The 18,249-nt window shown below is 71.0% G+C and carries 11 protein-coding genes and 1 pseudogene; 7 read left to right on the forward strand and 5 right to left on the reverse strand.

Annotation, left to right across the window (positions count from 1 at the left end; genetic code table 11):
* Positions 1–198: 198 nt before the first annotated feature.
* Entirely contained in the window at positions 199–1,983 is a 1,785-nt protein-coding gene (gene gcl / locus RM704_RS42890; protein WP_033529931.1) for a glyoxylate carboligase, read from the reverse strand.
* 278 nt (positions 1,984–2,261) lie between these two features.
* On the opposite strand from gcl, the gene RM704_RS42895 reads away from it, so the two are divergent.
* Positions 2,262–2,966, forward strand: coding sequence for a hypothetical protein (locus tag RM704_RS42895; RefSeq protein ID WP_192829762.1), 705 nt, complete (start codon positions 2,262–2,264; stop codon positions 2,964–2,966).
* A gap of 66 nt (positions 2,967–3,032) precedes the next feature.
* Here RM704_RS42895 and RM704_RS42900 read toward each other — a convergent pair whose 3' ends face one another.
* Positions 3,033–4,616: an AMP-binding protein gene (locus tag RM704_RS42900; RefSeq protein WP_033529933.1), complete on the reverse strand. Its 1,584-nt coding sequence runs from the start codon at positions 4,614–4,616 to the stop codon at positions 3,033–3,035.
* Positions 4,613–6,292 (reverse strand): AMP-binding protein, encoded by a 1,680-nt coding sequence (locus tag RM704_RS42905; RefSeq protein WP_033529934.1) that lies wholly within the window; start codon positions 6,290–6,292, stop codon positions 4,613–4,615. The genes RM704_RS42900 and RM704_RS42905 overlap by 4 nt, the downstream gene beginning before the upstream one ends.
* Before the next feature lie 102 nt (positions 6,293–6,394).
* Between RM704_RS42905 and RM704_RS42910 the strand changes: the two genes are divergently transcribed.
* The 3 genes from RM704_RS42910 to RM704_RS42920 all read left to right on the forward strand — a co-directional run bounded on the left by RM704_RS42910 (position 6,395) and on the right by RM704_RS42920 (position 11,492).
* The gene (locus RM704_RS42910) at positions 6,395–7,264 is read left to right on the forward strand and encodes a helix-turn-helix transcriptional regulator (RefSeq protein WP_438828992.1); all 870 of its coding nucleotides are present in this window, start codon (positions 6,395–6,397) and stop codon (positions 7,262–7,264) included.
* Between the two features lie 223 nt (positions 7,265–7,487).
* Positions 7,488–10,331, forward strand: coding sequence for a helix-turn-helix transcriptional regulator (locus tag RM704_RS42915; RefSeq protein ID WP_033529936.1), 2,844 nt, complete (start codon positions 7,488–7,490; stop codon positions 10,329–10,331).
* 363 nt (positions 10,332–10,694) lie between these two features.
* Positions 10,695–11,492, forward strand: a complete 798-nt coding sequence (locus RM704_RS42920; protein ID WP_033529937.1) for a S1 family serine peptidase — start codon at positions 10,695–10,697, stop codon at positions 11,490–11,492.
* A 120-nt stretch (positions 11,493–11,612) separates the two neighbouring features.
* Here the strand turns inward: RM704_RS42920 and RM704_RS42925 are convergent, their stop codons facing one another.
* Positions 11,613–12,731: a winged helix DNA-binding domain-containing protein gene (locus tag RM704_RS42925; protein WP_033530036.1), complete on the reverse strand. Its 1,119-nt coding sequence runs from the start codon at positions 12,729–12,731 to the stop codon at positions 11,613–11,615.
* 379 nt (positions 12,732–13,110) lie between these two features.
* On the opposite strand from RM704_RS42925, the gene RM704_RS42930 reads away from it, so the two are divergent.
* Positions 13,111–14,298: a magnesium and cobalt transport protein CorA gene (locus RM704_RS42930; protein WP_033529938.1), complete on the forward strand. Its 1,188-nt coding sequence runs from the start codon at positions 13,111–13,113 to the stop codon at positions 14,296–14,298.
* 149 nt (positions 14,299–14,447) lie between these two features.
* Here the strand turns inward: RM704_RS42930 and RM704_RS42935 are convergent.
* Positions 14,448–14,741: pseudogene (locus RM704_RS42935) on the reverse strand (hypothetical protein); the annotation flags it as partial.
* On the opposite strand from RM704_RS42935, the gene RM704_RS42940 reads away from it, so the two are divergent.
* The gene (locus RM704_RS42940) at positions 14,649–15,011 is read left to right on the forward strand and encodes an aldehyde dehydrogenase family protein (RefSeq protein WP_107072379.1); all 363 of its coding nucleotides are present in this window, start codon (positions 14,649–14,651) and stop codon (positions 15,009–15,011) included. The pseudogene RM704_RS42935 and the gene RM704_RS42940 sit on opposite strands and share 93 nt — an antisense overlap.
* 523 nt (positions 15,012–15,534) lie before the next feature.
* Positions 15,535–18,105: a GH32 C-terminal domain-containing protein gene (locus RM704_RS42945; RefSeq protein ID WP_033529940.1), complete on the forward strand. Its 2,571-nt coding sequence runs from the start codon at positions 15,535–15,537 to the stop codon at positions 18,103–18,105.
* Positions 18,106–18,249 lie beyond the last annotated feature (144 nt).

Raw genomic sequence — 18,249 nt, forward strand, 5'->3', positions numbered from 1 at the left:
GCGGGGGTGAACCGGGGAGACGGGGGAGGCCGAGCGCGGCGGCGCGGCAAAGCGGCTCGCATCACGCGAGGTCGCGCCGCCGCAAGGCCTCCCTTCTCCGTGCCCCCTCTCCCCCTCTCCCCTCCTCCCCTCCCCGCTCTCGCGCTCTCCCGCTCGGCAGCCGATCACCCGGCGCCTCTCAGAGCCCCTCCGAGCCCCTCAGACCCGCAACCGCTTGATCGACGTGGGCGCGTGCCCCGGCTCCGTCGCGATCTCCTCGAACTCGACCACGTTGCCGATGTCGTTCGTCGTGGACATCGAGATGTTGGTGACGCGCTCCAGGATCGCCTCGACGACGACCGGCACCCGGTATTCCACCGCGAGCTTCTTGGCCTGTTCGAAGGCGGCGCCCAGGTCGGCCGGGTCGGTCACCCGGATCGCCTTGCAGCCGAGGCCCTCGGCGACCTTGACGTGGTCGACGCCGTAGACGCCCAGCTCGGGCGAGTTGACGTTCTCGAACTCCAGGTTGACCTGGAAGTCGATGTCGAAGGCGCGCTGGGCCTGGCGGATGAGGCCCAGGTAGGAGTTGTTGACCAGGACGTGGACGTACGGGATGCGGTGCTGCGCCCCGACGGCCAACTCCTCGATCATGAACTGGAAGTCGTAGTCGCCGGAGAGGGCGACGACGGACGCCTCCGGGTCGGCCTTCGCGACGCCGAGCGCGGCCGGGACCGTCCAGCCGAGCGGCCCCGCCTGGCCGCAGTTGATCCAGTGGCGCGGGTGGTGGACGTGCAGCATCTGGGCGCCGGCGATCTGGGAGAGGCCGATGGTGGAGACGTAACGGGTCTCGGGGCCGAAGGCCTTGTTCATCTCCTCGTAGACGCGCTGGGGCTTGATCGGGATGTCGTCGAAGTGCGTGCGGCGCTGCAGCCGGGCCCTGCGGTCCTGCGCGTCGGCCGCCCACGCGGAGCGGTCCGGCAGCCGGCCCGCCGCCTTCGACTCCCGTGCCACCGCGACGAACAGCTCCAGCGCGGCCTTGGCGTCGGAGGCGATGCCGTAGTCGGGGGCGAAGATCCTGCCGATCTGGGTGGGCTCGATGTCTACGTGCACGAACGTGCGTCCGGCCGTGTAGACGTCCAGTCTCCCGGTGTGCCGGTTGGCCCAGCGGTTGCCGATGCCGAGGACGAAGTCGGACTCCAGGAAGGTGGCGTTGCCGTAGCGGTGCGAGGTCTGGAGGCCGACCATGCCCGCGTTCAGCTCGTGGTCGTCGGGCAGGCTGCCCCAGCCCATGAGGGTGGGGACCACCGGCACACCGGTCAACTCGGCGAATTCGACGAGGAGTTCGCAGGCATCGGCGTTGATGATCCCGCCGCCGGCCACGATCAGCGGCCGCTGCGAGGCGTTCAGCAGCCCGATCGCCTTCTCGATCTGGGCGCGGGTGGCGGCCGGCTTGTAGACCGGGAGCGGCTCGTAGGTGTCCGGGTCGAACTCGATCTCGGTGAGCTGGACGTCGATGGGCAGGTCGACGAGGACGGGTCCGGGACGGCCGGAGCGCATGAGGTGGAAGGCCTGCTGGAAGACGCCGGGGACCTGGGCGGCCTCCAGGACGGTGACGGCCATCTTCGTGACCGGCCTGGCGATGGAGGCGATGTCGACCGCCTGGAAGTCCTCCTTGTGGATCACGGCCGTGGGTGCCTGGCCCGTGACGCAGAGGATCGGGACGGAGTCACCGATGGCCGAGTAGAGCCCGGTGATCATGTCGGTGCCGGCGGGCCCGGAGGTGCCGACGCAGACACCGATGTTCCCTGGACGGGTGCGGGTGTACCCCTCGGCCATGTGCGAGGCGCCCTCGACATGCCGGGCGAGGGTGTGCTGGATCCCGCCGGCGGCCTGCAGGGCCGCGTAGAAGGGGTTGATCGCCGCGCCGGGGACCCCGAACGCGTCACGGACCCCCTCGCGCTTGAGGATCTCGACTGCCGCGCGGGCAGCGGTCATACGAGCCATTGCGTACTCCTGCTCCAGGTGCCGGACTCGCGCTCCCGTCGCGCCCCGCGGTGAGCACTTCCGTGATCTCGTCGTGTGATGACTACAGACTGAAATTTCCACATTGTGGAAAACATTTTCTACTATCTGGAAGCAATGTAGGGGTCGGGCCAAGGAGCGTCAAGGGCGTGGGCCGTGGCATCCACCGGACCTTCTCGGGGTGTTTCCCTGCCGGAGCAGCCCTGCCTGGAGGACGATGAGGGGGCGTTTTCGACGGGCCCGGCGGTGGGGTGGGGAGCATGAGCGAGAGCATGGCGGTGCGGTGCCCGGACTGCGGGCGGGAGCACCAGTACGCCGCCCCGGCCTACCCCTGTGCGTGCGGCGCCCCGGTCGCGCCCGCGCTGAACCACCGCGCCGCCCCCACGGCGGTCACCCACCACACCTGGGACGAGGACTGGGTCACCGTCCGCTGCGGGAACTGCGGTCGCGCCGACCAGTGGCCCCACCCGGAGCTGGGCTGCTCGTGCGGGACCGTCCTGCGCGTACCCGTGGCCGGCGCCTTACGGCCGCTGGGCCCGGACGGCACCGAGGACCCGCCCGGGGCACCCACCGTCCCCCGGGCGACCTTCCGTCCCGTCACCATCCGTACGGCCCGCGACGCGGTCACCGCCGTCGCCCTCTATCTGCGCTGGCTGGGGTACCAGGACATCCGCCGCGCCGACCAGCGCCAGCCCTCGGGGATCGGGCTGGCCGCGCGAGGGGTCCTGGTCCAGGTGGACCCGTCGGTGCGCCCGGCCTCGCCGCGCGATGTCGAGTGCCTCTGGCTGACCGCCATGACGGAGTCCACCGACTGCGCCTACTTCTCCCTCGCCGGGTACGCGAACGACGCCCGCGACCGCGCCGACGGCCTGGGCGTCTCCCTGTTCGTCCTGGATCTCACGGGCACCCCGCAGCCGGTGAACCGCGCGGCGACGGAACTGGTGGCCACCGGCGCGAGGGCCTGACCGACGACCGCGCCGCACACGAAGCGCACGCGGCCCCCGCCCCACCCCGGCCATGTGGTCACGCGGCTACCCCGCGGCGTACCACTCGCGCAGTTCGACCTTCCGCACCTTCCCCGACACCGTCATCGGGAAGGCGTCCAGGATGCGCAGCGCACTGGGGATCTTGTAGTGCGCCAACCGCCCTTCGCAGAAGGCCCGCAGCTCCTCCAGAGTGGGCGGTTCGGCGCTCTCGCGCGGGATGACGCAGGCGAGCACCTCCTCGCCGTACCGCTCGTGCGGCACGCCCACCACCTGGACGTCGGCGATCTTCGGGTGCCCGTACAGGAACTCCTCGATCTCGCGCGGGTAGATGTTCTCGCCACCCCGGATGATCATGTCCTTGATCCGGCCGACGATCTCGACGTACCCGTCCTCGCGCATCGTCGCGAGGTCCCCGGTGTGCATCCACCGCCCCGCGTCGACGGCCTCGGCGGTCTTCTCCGGCTCCTCCCAGTAGCCGAGCATCACGCTGTAGCCACGGGTGCACAACTCCCCTGCCTTGCCGCGCGGTTGGGTCACGCCCGTCACCGGGTCGACGATCTTCACCTCGATGTGCGGCAGGACGCGGCCGACGGTTCCGGTGCGGTGCTCCAGATCGTCGTCGCGCCGGGTCTGGGTGGAGACGGGCGAGGTCTCGGTCATGCCGTAACAGATCGAGACCTCCGTCATGTTCATCTCGGCGATGACCCGCTTCATCACCTCCACCGGACACGGCGAGCCCGCCATGATCCCGGTGCGCAGGGAGGAGAGGTCGTACGCGTCGAAGTCGGGGAGGTTCAACTCCGCGATGAACATGGTCGGTACGCCGTACAAGGAGGTGCAGCGCTCCTGCTGGACGGCCTCCAGGGTGGCCTTCGGGTCGAAGGAGGGGGCGGGGATGACGACGCAGGCGCCGTGCGAGGTGGCCGCGAGGTTGCCCATCACCATGCCGAAGCAGTGGTAGAAGGGAACGGGCACACAGATCCGGTCCTGCTCGCCGTAGCCGAGCAACTCCCCCACGAAGTAGCCGTTGTTGAGGATGTTGTGGTGGGAGAGGGCCGCCCCCTTGGGGAAGCCCGTGGTGCCCGAGGTGTACTGGATGTTGATCGGGTCGTCGCAGGACAGGTCCTCGTACGGCACCGGCGTCCCGCGCGCGACCAGCGCGTCCCAGCTCGGGTCACCGATGTAGACGGTCTCCCTCAAGCGCGGGCAGGTGCCGCGCACCTGCTCGATCATCGCCCGGTAGTCGCTCGTCTTGTGACGGAGGGACGCGAACAGGAACGAGATCCCGGCCTGCTGGAGGACGTACTCGACCTCGTGGGTCCGGTAGGCCGGGTTGATGTTCACCATGATCGCGCCGATGCGGGCGGTGGCGTACTGCACGAGCACCCACTCGGCACAGTTGACCGCCCAGATGCCCACCCGGTCGCCCTTGGCGACGCCGCTCGCGAGGAGCGCGTACGCCAACGCGTCGACGTCCGCGGAGAAACGCGCGTACGTCCAGCGCCGCCCGGACGGCACGTCGACGAGCGCCTCCCGGTCCGGCCAGGCGGCGACGGCCCGGTCGAGGTTGGCACCGATGGTGTCGCCGAGCAGCGCGGTCCCGCTCGTCCCGTGCGTGTATGAAGTCATCGGAAGTCCTCCTCGCGGTATTCCGCGTCCGAGCCCGCGGCCGTTGCCTCGCGCAGTTCGATGCGGCGGATCTTGCCGGAGACGGTCTTCGGGAGGTCTCCGAACTCCAGGCGGCGCAGGCGCTTGTAGGGAGCGAGGACGGTGCGGGAGTGCTCGAAGAGCACCTTCGCGGTGTCCGGGCCCGGCTCCCAGCCGGCCGCGAGCACGATGTAGGCCTTCGGCACGGCGAGCCGCACCTCGTCCGGGGCCGGCACCACGGCCGCCTCGGCGACCGCCTCGTGCTCCAGCAGCGCGCTCTCCAGCTCGAAGGGGCTGATCTTGTAGTCACTGGCCTTGAAGACGTCGTCGGCGCGGCCCACGTAGGTGAGGTAGCCGTCCTCGTCCCGGGAGCCGATGTCGCCGGTGCGGTAGTAGCCGCCGGCCATGGCCTCCGCCGTCCGGTCGGGGTCCCCGTGGTAGCCGGTCATGAGCCCGACGGGGCGGTTGGAGAGGTCGAGGGCGATCTCTCCCTCGTCGGCGTCCGGGGCACCCGTGACGACGTCGAGGAGAACGACCTTGTAACCGGGGGCCGGCCGGCCCATGGAACCGGTCTTCAGCTTCTGCCCGGGGCTGTTGGAGACCTGGACGGCGGTCTCGGTCTGGCCGAAGCCGTCCCGGACGGTGACGCCCCAGGCGCGGCGGACCTGCTCGATGACCTCGGGATTCAGCGGCTCCCCGGCGGCGACGACCTCGCGCGGCGGGGTCCGCAGCCGGGAGAGGTCGGCCTGGATGAGCATGCGCCACACGGTGGGCGGGGCGCAGAAGGTGGTGACGCGCGCGTGGTCCATCTCCGCGAGCAGCCGGCTCGCGTCGAAGCGGGCGTAGTTGTGGAGGAAGACGGTCGCCTCCGCGTTCCACGGGGCGAAGAGGTTGGACCAGGCGTGCTTGGCCCAGCCGGGCGAGGAGATGTTGAGGTGGACGTCACCGGGGCGCAGACCGATCCAGTACATGGTGGCCAAGTGGCCGATGGGATACGACACATGGGTGTGCTCGACCAGTTTGGGCCGGGCGGTGGTGCCCGAGGTGAAGTACAGCATCAGCGGGTCGGTGGCGTTGGTCGCGCCGTTCGGCTCGAAGCGGGCGGGGGCCGCGTAGGCCTGCTCGTACGGCCGCCAGCCGTCGACCGTGCCGCCGACCGTGGTGCGGGTGTAACGACCGGGCACGTCCTCGAACTTGGGCGCGTCCTCGGCCCGCACGATCACATGCCGGACCCGGCCGCGCTCCACCCGGTCACGCAGATCGCCGGGGCCGAGCAGCGGGGTGGCGGGGATGACGACGGCGCGCAGCTTCATCGCGGCGAGTGCGGTCTCCCACAACTCCGCCTGGTTGCCGAGCATCACGAGGATGCGGTCGTCGGCGCGAACGCCCCGGTCCCGCAGCCAGTTGGCGGCACGGGAGGAGCGTTCGGACATCTCGGCGAAGGAGAGACGGGTCTCGGAGCCGTCCTCCTCCACGATGTGGAGGGCCGTGCGATCGTTCCCACGTGCGATCACGTCGAACCAGTCGAGCGCCCAGTTGAAGTACTCGGGGCGGGGCCAGACGAAACCCTGGTAGGCCGTGGCGTAGTCCTCGCGATGCGCCAGCAAGAAGTCCCGGGCCGCCCGGAACTCCTCCGTGGCGCTCGTCCTCGCCGACATGTGTCCTCCTCATTGCCGGACCGTTGCCCCTCATCGTGTAATGCGTGATACACGTCTCACTACCCCCGAACGGGGGGTGCGCCGCGCGGAAGGGGCGAGTTCGTGGCACTGGAACCCTCGGTTTCCGTCGGGCCGGCGTGGCCGGGCCGAACGGACATGCGCGGCGCGCTGCACCGGCTGCGGCAGTCCACCGGGCTGCCGCTCGCCTTCGCGGGGCTCGTCGAGCCCGGAGCCGGGCAACTGCGCATCAGCGAACTCCGGGGCCACAGGACCACCTCGCTCCACGGTCTCGCCGTGCGCTCCGGGAACGGCCTCGGCGGCAAGGCGGTGGCCCTGGCCCGCCCCTGCTGGGTGACCGACTACTCCGCGTCGCGCCGGATCAGCCACGAGTACGACGCCGCGGTCGCCGCCGAGGGCATCCGCTCCGTCCTCGCGGTCCCCGTCGTCGTACGGCGTCAGGTGCGCGGGGTGCTGTACGGCGCGCTGCGCACGGCGCAGCCGCTGGGCGACCGCACGGTCGCGGCCGCGCTGGAGGCGGCGCGGGACCTGGAGCAGACGCTCGTGGTGCACGACGAGGCGCGGAACCTGCTGGCCGCGACCGTCTCGCCCGAAGGGGAATCGGCCGGGGCGTGGGAGGAGGTCCGTCAGGCCCACGGGGAGCTGCGCGCGCTCGCTCCGCGCGTCAACGATCCGGAGCTGCGGGCCGAGCTGCTGCGGGTGTGCGGGCGCCTCGCCGGCGTGACCGACGGGGAGGGCGCCGCGCCCGACGGTCCCCGGGTCGCCCTCACGCCGCGTGAGACGGACGTGCTGGCCTGCGTCGCGACGGGTGCGAGCAACCGGGTCGCCGCGGACCGTCTGGGGCTGCGCCCCGAGACGGTGAAGGCGTATCTGGGTTCGGCCATGCGGAAGCTCGGGGTGCACGGTCGGTGGGAAGCGGTGGTGGCGGCCCGCCGGGCGGGGTTGTTGCCGTAGCGAAGTGGGCTGGTCGCGTCCACGCGGCGGCGTCGCACAGGTCACGGTCCCGCGCCCCTTCGGGGCACGACCGCCGTGCACCGGAAGCATTCATGTAACGGGCCTGTGAAATTCCCTATGCCGTACCCTTCCTGTTATTTCCCACACCGGGCCGCGTTCCGAAATTCAAAGACTGGACGCCTAATATTGGCCCGGACACGACACTCGAGGGGAGCGGTGGCCCGTGCGACGGGAGTTCAAGGAGCCTGGGAGACCCCGCCCCGACCTGGTCATAGGCAGGGAGGAGCTGTTCGCCGGGGCGCGCGAACAGCTTTCACGCGGCGGCAGCGTGCTTGTGCACGGCTCCGCGGGCATCGGGAAATCGACCGTCCTGCGCGCCCTGGCCGCCGAATACGACGAATCGGCACGGACGGTGCTGCGCTGCTCGGCCACCGAGTCCGAGTCCCATCTGCCGTTCCTCGCCCTGACCGACCTGCTCGGGCTGGTCATGGACGAGGTGTCCGACCAGCTGCCGGCGCCGCAGCGCACCGCGCTGGAGTCCGCGCTCACCGGCCGTGGCGAGTCCACGCTCCAGCGTGACGGGCTGGCCCTGCGGCTGGCCGTGCTGTCGACGCTGCGCGCGCTGGCCACCAAGGGCCCGGTGCTGATCGTCGCCGACGACCTGCAGTGGCTGGATCCGGCCAGTGTGGAGCTGCTCGGCTTCGCCGCGCGGCGGCTCGGCGAGATGCCCGTGCGGATGCTGTGCGCCGTGCGTACCTCGACGGACCCCCACGGCCACGAGCAGGACAGGTATCTACGCGCGTCCCCGCCCGACACCCTCGCCCTCCGGGTCGCCCCGCTGTCCCGCGCGCACGTCGCCGAGCTGCTGGAGAACCGCGGCTACACCGGTCTGCCCCGCTCGACCGTGCGGGACATCCACCGCACCAGCGGCGGCAACCCGCTGTTCGCGCTGGAGCTGGGCCGCGCCCTCGCCGACAGCTCGACCCCGCCGCGTCCGGGCGAGCCGCTGCCCGTGCCCACCTCGCTGCGGACCCTGGTCCTGAACCGGCTGGACATGCTCCCCGCCGAGGCCCGCCGCACCCTGCTGGTCGCCAGCGCCGGTGCCCGGCCCACCGTGGCGCTGCTGCGCGCCGCCGGGCGGGAGAACGCCGAGGCGGAGACCGCGCGGGCCGTCGAGCTGGGCCTGCTCGCGCCGGAGCGGGAGGGCCCCGGAGTACGGTTCGCGCACCCCCTGGTCTCGGCCGCGCTGTACGCCGAGGCGACCGCACAGGAGCGGCGTGCCGCCCACGCCGCGCTGTCCACCGCCGCCGTCGACCCCATCGAGCGGGCCAGGCACCTGGCGCTGGCCACCCAGGGCACCGACCCGCAGGTGGCCGCACGGCTCGGCGAGGCCGCTGCCGTGGCCCGGGACCGGGGCGCGCCCTCGGTCGCCGCCGAGCTGGGGCTGCTCTCGGCCCGGCACACCCCGGCGGACGCGACACCGGGTCCGGACGAGCGGCGGCTGCAGGCGGCCGAGGACGCGCTGACCGCCGGGGAGAACGACCTCGGCCGGGACATCGCCCGTGAGGTGCTGACCCGCGCCACCGAGCCCGCCGAGCGGGTCCGGGCCTGGATGGTGGTGATCGACGCGGCCGGGCAGTCCCTCGCCGAGGTCGACGCCGTCTACCCGCAGGTCCTCGCCGACGCGGGCGACGACCCACGGCTGCTCGGGCTGGTCCGCTACCAGCTGGCCTGGCGGGCGCTGGTCCTGGAGGGCGACTTCGCGCAGAGCCGGGAGGAGGCCGCGCGCGCGGCGGAACTGGCCGGACGCGCCGAGGACCGGCGCACCGAACTCCTCGCGCTCGCCTTCCAGGCGCAGGCCGAGATCCTGATGGGCCACCCCGACGCCCCGATGACGATCAAACGCGCGCTGAAGGAGCCCCAGGACCCGCAGCTCGCCTGTCACCACAACGGGGCGGGCGCGACCCGTTTCCGCTGGCTGATGATGAGCGACCAGCTCGGCGAGGCCCGCGCCACGATCACCTCGTTGCTGCGGGAGGTGCGTCGGCGCGGCATGGTCGAGAGCGAGGTGCACTACGTGCGCTTCCTCGCCGAGACCGAACTGCGCTCCGGGCACTGCGGCCGGGCCCTCGACCTCGCCCGCGAGGGCTATGTCCTGGCCCGGGACTCCGGCATCGGCGAGGGCGCGTCCGCCATGCTCACCTCGCTCGCGGAGGCCGCCGGCGGTGATGTGGAACGGGCCCGTGGGCTGGCCCGCGAGGCCGCCGGTCGCGCGGAGCGGGACGGCGACCTGATGTATCTCTCCCGCGCCCTGGGCGCCCTCGGGCACGCCCAGTTGGTCGCCGGGGACGCGCCCGGGACGGTCCAGTCCCTGCGTCGCGTCCGGGAGTTGGAGGACGGGTTGGGGGTCAACGACCCGGCGCGCGGCCGGTGGCACGGCGATCTCGCCGAAGCACTGGTGCGGGTGGGCGAGTTGGCGGAGGCGCAGGACGTCATCGACGTCACCCGGCAGCAGGCGCTGCGGCTCGGCCGGGAGAGCGTGCTCGCCGTCCTCGACCGCGCCGAGGCCCTGGTGCGGGCGGCGCGGGGTGAACAGGACGCCGCCATCAGGCAGTTGACGTCCGCTCAGGACCGGCTCGCCAAGCTGGGCTACGGCCTGGAGGAGGCGCGGGCCGCGTACGCCCTGGCAGGGCTGCGCGCCCAGCCGCAGGGGCTCGCCCGACCGGGGACGCCCCCGCCCGGCTCGTACGACGAGGCGTCCCGGCTGTTCCGCCGGTGCCGTGCCCTGCCGTGGCTGCGTCAGGTGGAGGAGGCCTCGGTCGTCCCCGCGCCCCCGCCGCAGCCCGCGATCGCCCCGTCGGCGCTGGACGCCCTCGCCGTGCTCGCCGCGACGGAACGTCAGGTCGCCGAGCTGGTCATGGAGGGCGCCACCAACCGGGAGATCGCCGGCCGGCTGTACATCAGCGTGAAGACGGTCGAGGCGACCCTCACCCGCGTCTACCGGAAGCTGGGCATCCGGTCGCGTGTGGACATCGTGCGTCTGGCGGCGGGACACCGTACGAACTGACCTCCCCGGGACGGGCTGACGAGCCCCTGCCGGGACCTGGGCCCTGTCGTCACATTCCCGTCTGCTTCTCGTCCGGCGCGCTTCGGGGGCATCCGTGCGGGCGGCGCGACCTTGCGGCTCCAGCCTAGGCTCAAACCCCGGCCCGGGTCATCGAGGGTTTTCCCTCCCCAACTCCCTTAGGGGGATCCCCCCTTGGGAGAGGATCACTCCGGCTCCTATTTTTTGTGACGTGCCGCACGCCAGGGCACACAGACCGGCCCGCCGCCCCCGCTCGGCTCCCCCGAGCGGGGGCGGCATCGCAGGCTCTGTGCACCATCCCCCCACCCGCGCGTCCCCCACCGGCAACCCCCCATGAGGAGAACCATGTTCGGGTTCAACCGCGCCAAGAAGTTGATGGTCGCCGCCGCCGCGACCGCCGCCGCTGCCGCCGGCGCGCTGCTGACCGCGCCCGGCGCCGTCGCCGCTCCCCAGCCCATCGTGGGTGGGACCACCACCACCGCGAGCGCGTACCCGTACGTCATGCAGATCACGAACGCCTCGCAGAGCCAGTTCTGTGGTGGCACCCTGGTGTCGCCCACGAAGGTGATCACCGCCGCTCACTGCATGGTCGGCAGAACGACCTCCAACACCCGCGTCGTCGGCGGCCGCACCTACCGCAACGGCACGAACGGCACCGTCAGCACGCTCAGCAAGATCTGGATCCACCCGAGCTACAACAGCTCCACGATGACCAGCGACGTGGCCGTGCTGACGCTCGCCGTCGCGCAGCCGTACACCACGGTGCCCTACGTCAGCGCCTCCCAGACGGGCGTCTACGCGGCCGGCACCACCGCCCGCATCATCGGCTGGGGCACCACCTCCTCGGGCGGTTCCTCCTCCAACCAGCTGCGCACGGCGACCGTGCCGGTCGTGGCCGACTCGGTCTGCGGCAGCTCCAGCTCCTACGGCTCCGAGTTCATCGCGAGCTCCATGGTCTGCGCCGGCTACTCCTCCGGCGGCGTTGACACCTGCCAGGGCGACAGCGGCGGTCCCCTGATGATCGGGGGCGTCCTGGCAGGCATCGTTTCCTGGGGTTACGGCTGCGCCGACGCGCAGTACCCCGGTATCTACACCCGGCTGACGACCTTCTCCAACACGGTGGCCACGCAGGTCAACTCCTGACGGGGAGAAGTCGGCCCACGGACTCCTGAGGCACTCCCTCAGGTGATACCAGGGGGCGCCGCGAACCTGCCACGAGCGGTTCGGGGCGCCCCCTCTCCACTGTGTGACGGCACCTCCGGGTCACCGGTCGGCGGCCGTCACGGTGCCGAAGCGGATGTCGTAGGAGCCGCCGCCGTGCAGCGTTTCGAGCAGGCGGCCCGCCTCTTCGACCAGCTCCGTCCGCTGCGGCCCGGTGAGGCGTCCGAAGGGTTGGAGGGTGAGGACGTCGGCGTCGAGCTTCCAGACACCGGCCAGGAATCCGTCGACGAGGAAGGTGCGGTAGGCCTGGTTCCCTTGCCACGAACGGCCTTTGAGGTCGGGCGGGATGACCCGGGAACGGTCGGCGTGGGAGAGAAGCAGATTGTCGAACTCGGGCAGCAGCCGGGGCGGTGCCGGAGTCTCCGGGTCCGGGCGGGGCGCGTCCGGGAGGTCGAAGAGCTCCACGCCGCTCTCGTCCCGGAAGGTGACCAGCTCCGGGCGCAGCCGCTCGAACGCCTCGCGCAGGCGCGTCAGTCCGGCCCAGGTCTGCATGTCCTTCACGGAGGCGGGCCCGAAAGCGGCGAGATAGCGCCGGACCACCGCTTCGGGTGCCGGGGCCTCTTCGGTGGGCCGGCCGAGCCAGTGCTCGGCGGTGGTCAGCGCGACCTGCCCGCTCCTCCCCCACAGCCCGCGCGGGGTGACCTGCACGAGCGGCAGCCGACAGCGTGCGGCGAGACCGAGGGCGAACGGGTCGGCGTCGGGCCACTCCACGACCAGGGCCTCCCGCAACTGCTTCAGGGTGCGCGGCTCGACCTCGACGAGTTCGCGGGCGATGGTCTCCAGCCGGTCGAGATCGACGCCGACCAGCCCCTTGCGGAACAGGTTCAGCTCCCGCTCCCGGGCCGGCTGCACCAACGGCCGCAGGGTGAGGCAGTCCTCGGCGGTGTGCGTGTGGATCGTGGACCGCATGCTGACGATGCGGACGACCTGCCGATCGGCCATCAGCGCCGACAGTTGCTCGGGGGTGAACCCGTCCAGCCGGGCCGCGAGCGCGTAGTAGGGCGGCTGGACGTTCTGCGCCTGGAGGCCGAGGAGGTGCTCGACGGCGTCGCGGGCGGACATCTCCGCCCGGCTCAGGAGGAGTTGACGTGCGAGGGTCGCGCGGTTGAGAGCGCGGGTGCCGAGCCGGGGAGCGACGGTCTGGGGCGCCTTGTTCGTCATGCTGTGCACGCTAGCGGGCATGGCGGACAGGTTCTGTCCTAGAGGCCGGATTTCGGCCCGCGTTTCCGGCTCGACATTCACGACACCGGCTTCACTCCCGACTCACGACTCCGGCTTCACTCCTGATTCACGACTCCGGCTTCACTCCTGCTCGGTTCCCGCTCGTACCCGCTTCGTTCCCGCTTCCGTTCGCGCTGCGTTCGTGCTTCGTTCCTCGGTTCCAAGTCCGGAAGCCCGGGCAGTGGTGCCTTTGGCGGGGCAGGCGGACTTCCGGCGTCTCGGCCACCACCCCCGGGGTGTTTGCCCCGTATATCCTGCTCGTATCCTGCTCGGTGATCACACACTCGTACGAGTCCGCGCACCTCGGGAGGCATCCGCGATGGCCGATCGACGACGCGCCCGCCCGGCCGCGAAGAGCACCGGCACCACCCCCAAGGGCAGCCGGAAGGCGGCCTGGCGCCGTGCGCTGCCCCCTTCGCCGACACCACCCGCCGGGCCGACGGCACCGATCCCGGACGCGGCCCCGTCCGCAGCGGCCGAGCGGGCGGCCAGCGTGGTGGAGGCGGCGGTGTACCAGGACGGTGTACGCGTCTCCTCCCCGGGCACGCTCGCGGACACGTTCCGCGAACTGCGCCGGGCCCCGGACGGCATGGCGTGGATCGGGCTGGCCCGCCCGACCGAGACCGAACTCCTCTCCCTGGCCGCCGAGTTCGACCTGCACCCGCTGGCGGTCGAGGACGCGATGGAGGCGCATCAACGCCCCAAGCTGGAGCGCTACGGCGAGACCCTCTTCGTCGTCCTGCGCGCCGCGCGCTACCTCGACGCACAGGAGGAGGTCGACTTCGGCGAGCTGCACGTCTTCGTGGGGCCGGACTTCGTCATCACGGTCCGGCACGGGGCGGCACCCGATCTGTCGGCGGTGCGCCGCCGGATGGAGGAGACACCGGAGCTGCTGAAGCTGGGCCCCGAGGCGGTCCTCTACGCCATCCTCGACACGGTGGTCGACGGGTACGCGCCCGTCGTGGCCGGTGTGCAGAACGACGTCGACGAGATCGAGACGGAGGTCTTCCGCGGCGATCCGGAGGTCTCCCGCCGCATCTACGAACTCTCGCGCGAGATGGTCGAGTTCCAGCGCGCCACGCGCCCCCTCGTCGGCATGCTGCACGGGCTGATGGCCGGCTTCACCAAGTACGAGACGGACGAGGAACTCCAGCGCTACCTCCGCGACGTCGCCGACCACGTCACCCACACCAGCGAACGCGTCGACGGCTTCCGCCAGGCCCTCACGGAGATCCTCACGGTCAACGCCACCCTCGTCACCCAGCAACAGAACGCGGAGATGCGCGCCTTGGCGGAGGCGGGGTTCGAGCAGAACGAGGAGATCAAGAAGATCTCGTCGTGGGCGGCGATCCTGTTTGCTCCCACGCTGGTGGGAACGATCTACGGCATGAACTTCGAGCACATGCCCGAATTGGGCTGGAGCTTCGGATATCCCTTCGCTATCGGCCTCATGGGGGTTGTTTGCGCAAGTTTGTACGTGATTTTCAAGCGGCGGGACTGGCTCTGAGCCTCTCTTGCCGAGATCAATTCTGTTGCGGCCTTCGCTCCCGCACCGGTCATGGAGCGGGCCAGAATCGGCTCTGGGGAGTCCCTGGGAAGAGAGTAGTGCGAGGGATCTCGTCCACCCGTCTCCGTTGATCCCCTGACCAGCACTTCGGCCCAGGTGCGGGGAGCGGTGATCGTGGCGACGTCGAGGCCGTAGGCGGTGAAGGCTTCGTCGTCGGTGCAATCGGCGCCGGTGAGGTTCGCCTGGAGGTCATCGCGCTCGAAGCGGCCGCGGGCGTGGCGGCGGCCGAACTCGTCGAGCTCGGCGGTCGTCCAGCGGCGGGAAGCAGCGAACACGTCGATCAGGTCGCGGTGTGCCCCGCGGTCGGCGAGGGCTCGAACCTCGGTCCCGATCACGTCCTCCTCGGCGAGGACGGGCCCATACGGGATCTGGGCGACGGGTCGCTCCCCTACGACGACGAGGACGAGGCCGTTGCCCGCTCCAACGACACCGAATACGGCCTCGCCGCCGCCGTCCGGACTCGTGACGTGGCCACCGCCCACCGCGTCGCCGGGAACATCCGCGCCGGCACGGTCTTCGTCAACATGCCCAACCCCGTGGACGCCTCGGCCCCCTGGGGCGGCTTCGGGGCCAGCGGCTGGGGCCGCGAGATGGGCAGCGGCGCGCTCGACCTGTATACCGAGGTCAAGAGCGTTTGGACGTCTCTGGCATGACTTCGCCCCGCGCTCGGCCTGCGGCAGACAGGTGACCGACGGCGCCATGGAGCAGGCCGACGGGCGCTCGGCCACCTGCGGACGCCTCGCCGAGACGTTGGACACGACGTCTCGGCGGGGCCGTATCGCCGCGATCAGATCAGACCCTGTCCGACGGGGTTCGGGCTGTGCACGGGCCGGCCTCACCCATGACCATCGGAGACGTCGCCCTCGCTGGTCCCGCTCCCCGCCTCGACGACGCCGCGGAAGTCCACCGGTTAGCCGCCTCAATTCGCCGCCCTGAGCTGCCAGTTCGCCCGCACACGATCCGTCACGGCGGGACCCGATCGCGTCCGGACCGTTGACGCGGTCACCGGACTGCGCTTCATAATCGGGCACCAGATGTCATCGATGACACAAGTCAACGATGACATTCCTGGGCGGTGTCACGGCTGCCGTCGCCGACCCAGGGCCTCACTTTCGGCCCGTCCGCGCCAGGGCCGCAGTCACCGCTGCGCGGACGACCGCGGGACAAGGAGACACCATGAGCTCTGTACGCGTATCCCGGCATGCCCGCATGCGGCTTGTGGCGGCGGTGACGACGGTCTGCGCCCTGTCCGCAGCCCCGCTCGCCCCGCTCGCCCCTCAGGCCGTCGCGGCCGACGCGGCGCCGTACTCCGAGACCTACAGACCCCAGTTCCACTTCACGCCACAGAAGAACTGGATGAACGACCCGAACGGTCTCGTGTACCACAAGGGCGAATACCACCTCTTCTACCAGTACAACCCGAACGGCAACTCCTGGGGCGACATGTCCTGGGGGCACGCGGTGAGCAAGGACCTGGTGCACTGGGAGGAGTTGCCGCTCGCCCTGTCGCACGACGACGAGGAGATGGTGTTCTCCGGCAGCGCGGTGGTCGACCGGGACAACACCACCGGGTTCGGCACGAAGGAGAACCCGCCCATGGTGGCGATCTACACCAGCGCCTACAAGGACGGCGGCAAGCAGGCCCAGTCTCTCGCCTACAGCACCGACCGCGGCCGCACCTGGACCAAGTACCAGGACAACCCCGTGATCGACATCGGCTCCACCGACTTCCGCGATCCCAAGGTCCAGTGGCACGCGCCGACGAAGAGCTGGCTGATGACGGTGTCGCTGTCATCCGAGCACAAGGTGCGGTTCTACTCGTCGAAGAACCTCAAGGACTGGGAGCTGCAGAGCGAGTTCGGGCCGGCCGGCGCGACGGGCGGCGTGTGGGAGTGCCCTGACCTGTTCCCGCTCGCCGTCGACGGCGACAGGAACAACATCAAGTGGGTCCTGGTCGTCAACATCAACCCCGGGGGCATCGCGGGCGGTTCGGCCGCCCAGTACTTCATCGGCGACTTCGACGGCAAGAAGTTCACCGCCGAGGACAAGGGCACCTACACCCCGCCCACGGGCACGGTCGTCCAGGACTTCGAAGGCGCCGGCTTCGGTGAGTGGACGACGACCGGCACCGCCTTCGGCCAGGGGCCGGCGGCCGGGGCGGTCGACGGGCAGGGGGCGGTCTCCGGCTTCGACGGCAAGGGCCTCGCCAACAGCTTCCACGGCGGTGACGGCGCCACCGGCGTCCTCACCTCCCCCACCTTCACCGTCGACAGCCCCTACCTGAACTTCAAGATCGGTGGCGGGCGGCACCCGCACGCGGCCGGAACCGTCATGGACAGGACTCCGCCCGAGGGCACCGTCCTCGCCGACTTCGAAGGCGGAACCTACGGCGACTGGACGGCGACCGGGGACGCCTTCGGCACCGCACCGGCCACCGGCGCCCTCCCCGGCCAGCAACAGGTCTCCGGCTTCCTGGGAGACGGGCTCACCAACACCTTCCTGAACGGCGACGCCACCACCGGCACCCTCACCTCACCCGAGTTCGTCATCGACAAGAAGCACATCAACTTCCTCATCGGCGGCGGCAACCACCCGGCCGACTCCGACCACCCCACCGCCGTCGAACTGCTCGTCGACGGCCAGGTCGTCCGCAGCGCCACAGGCAAGGACGCCGAGTCACTCGACTGGGCCTCCTGGGACGTCAGCGACCTCGTCGGAAAGAACGCGCGGTTCAAGATCGTCGATGACAACAGCGGCGGCTGGGGCCACCTCAACGTCGACCACGTCGTGCTGTCCGATACCAAGGCCACGCCTGTCTCCCAGGAGACGTCCGTCAACCTGCTCGTCGACGGCGAGGTCGTGCGCAGTGCCACCGGCGCCGACAGCGAGAACCTGGACTGGGCGTCCTTCGACCTGCGCCCGTACGTCGGTGAGAAGGCGCAGATCCAGGTCGTCGACATGAACACCTCCGGCTGGGGCCACGTCATGGCCGACCGGTTCACCGCCGCCGACAAGCCCGCGAAGTCCGTCGTGCAGCGCGCCGACTGGGCCGACTACGGCAAGGACTACTACGCGGCGGTGTCCTGGGAGAACGCGCCGGGCGGCAAGCGCTACATGATCGGCTGGATGAACAACTGGGACTACGGCCAGTCCGTCCCCACCTCCCCCTGGCGCGGCGCGCAGAGCGTTCCGAGGGAGATGGCGCTGCGCACCGTCGACGGCCGGATCCGGCTGACCAGCAAGCCGGTGGGCAGCCTGGAGTCCCTCCGCCGGAAGCGCCCGGTCGCGACCGCGGCCGGCGTCTCCGTCAAGAGCACCTCCAAGCGCCTGATCGGCCCCACGGCCGAGGGCAGGGCGCTCGACATCGAGGCGACCTTCTCCCTCGAGGACGCCGACCGCTTCGGTCTGAAGGTGCGCACCGGCGCGGGTGGCGAGGAGACCGTCATCGGCTACGACACCACGACCCAGGAGCTGTACGTCGACCGCACCCGCTCCGGTGCCGGGGACTTCAACAGCACGTTCCCCGGCGTCCAGACCGCGCCTCTGAAGCCCGTGGACGGCAAGGTCACACTGCGGATCCTGGTCGACTGGTCGTCCGTCGAGGTCTTCGGCGGCAGCGGCGAGGCAGCGATCACCGACCAGATCTTCCCCGACCCCTCCAGCACCGGCGTCGAGGTCTTCGCCGAGGACGGCACCGCCACTCTCGACCACCTGCGGGCATGGCAGCTGAGGTCCATCTGGAGGTGACGGGCACCCAGATCCCGGCCCGCGCGAGCACGGTCAGCTGACACGGGCGCTGCTCTGCCGCGCCGTCCGGGCGCGGCAGGGCGGGTCCGACCAGCGAAGCAGAGCGCGGCGGGCCATTTCCGCCACGGCTGCTCCGTCAGTCGA

Origin of the sequence: Streptomyces gottesmaniae (assembly GCF_031845845.1) — a bacterium.
Taxonomy (GTDB): Bacteria; Actinomycetota; Actinomycetes; order Streptomycetales; family Streptomycetaceae; genus Streptomyces; species Streptomyces akebiae.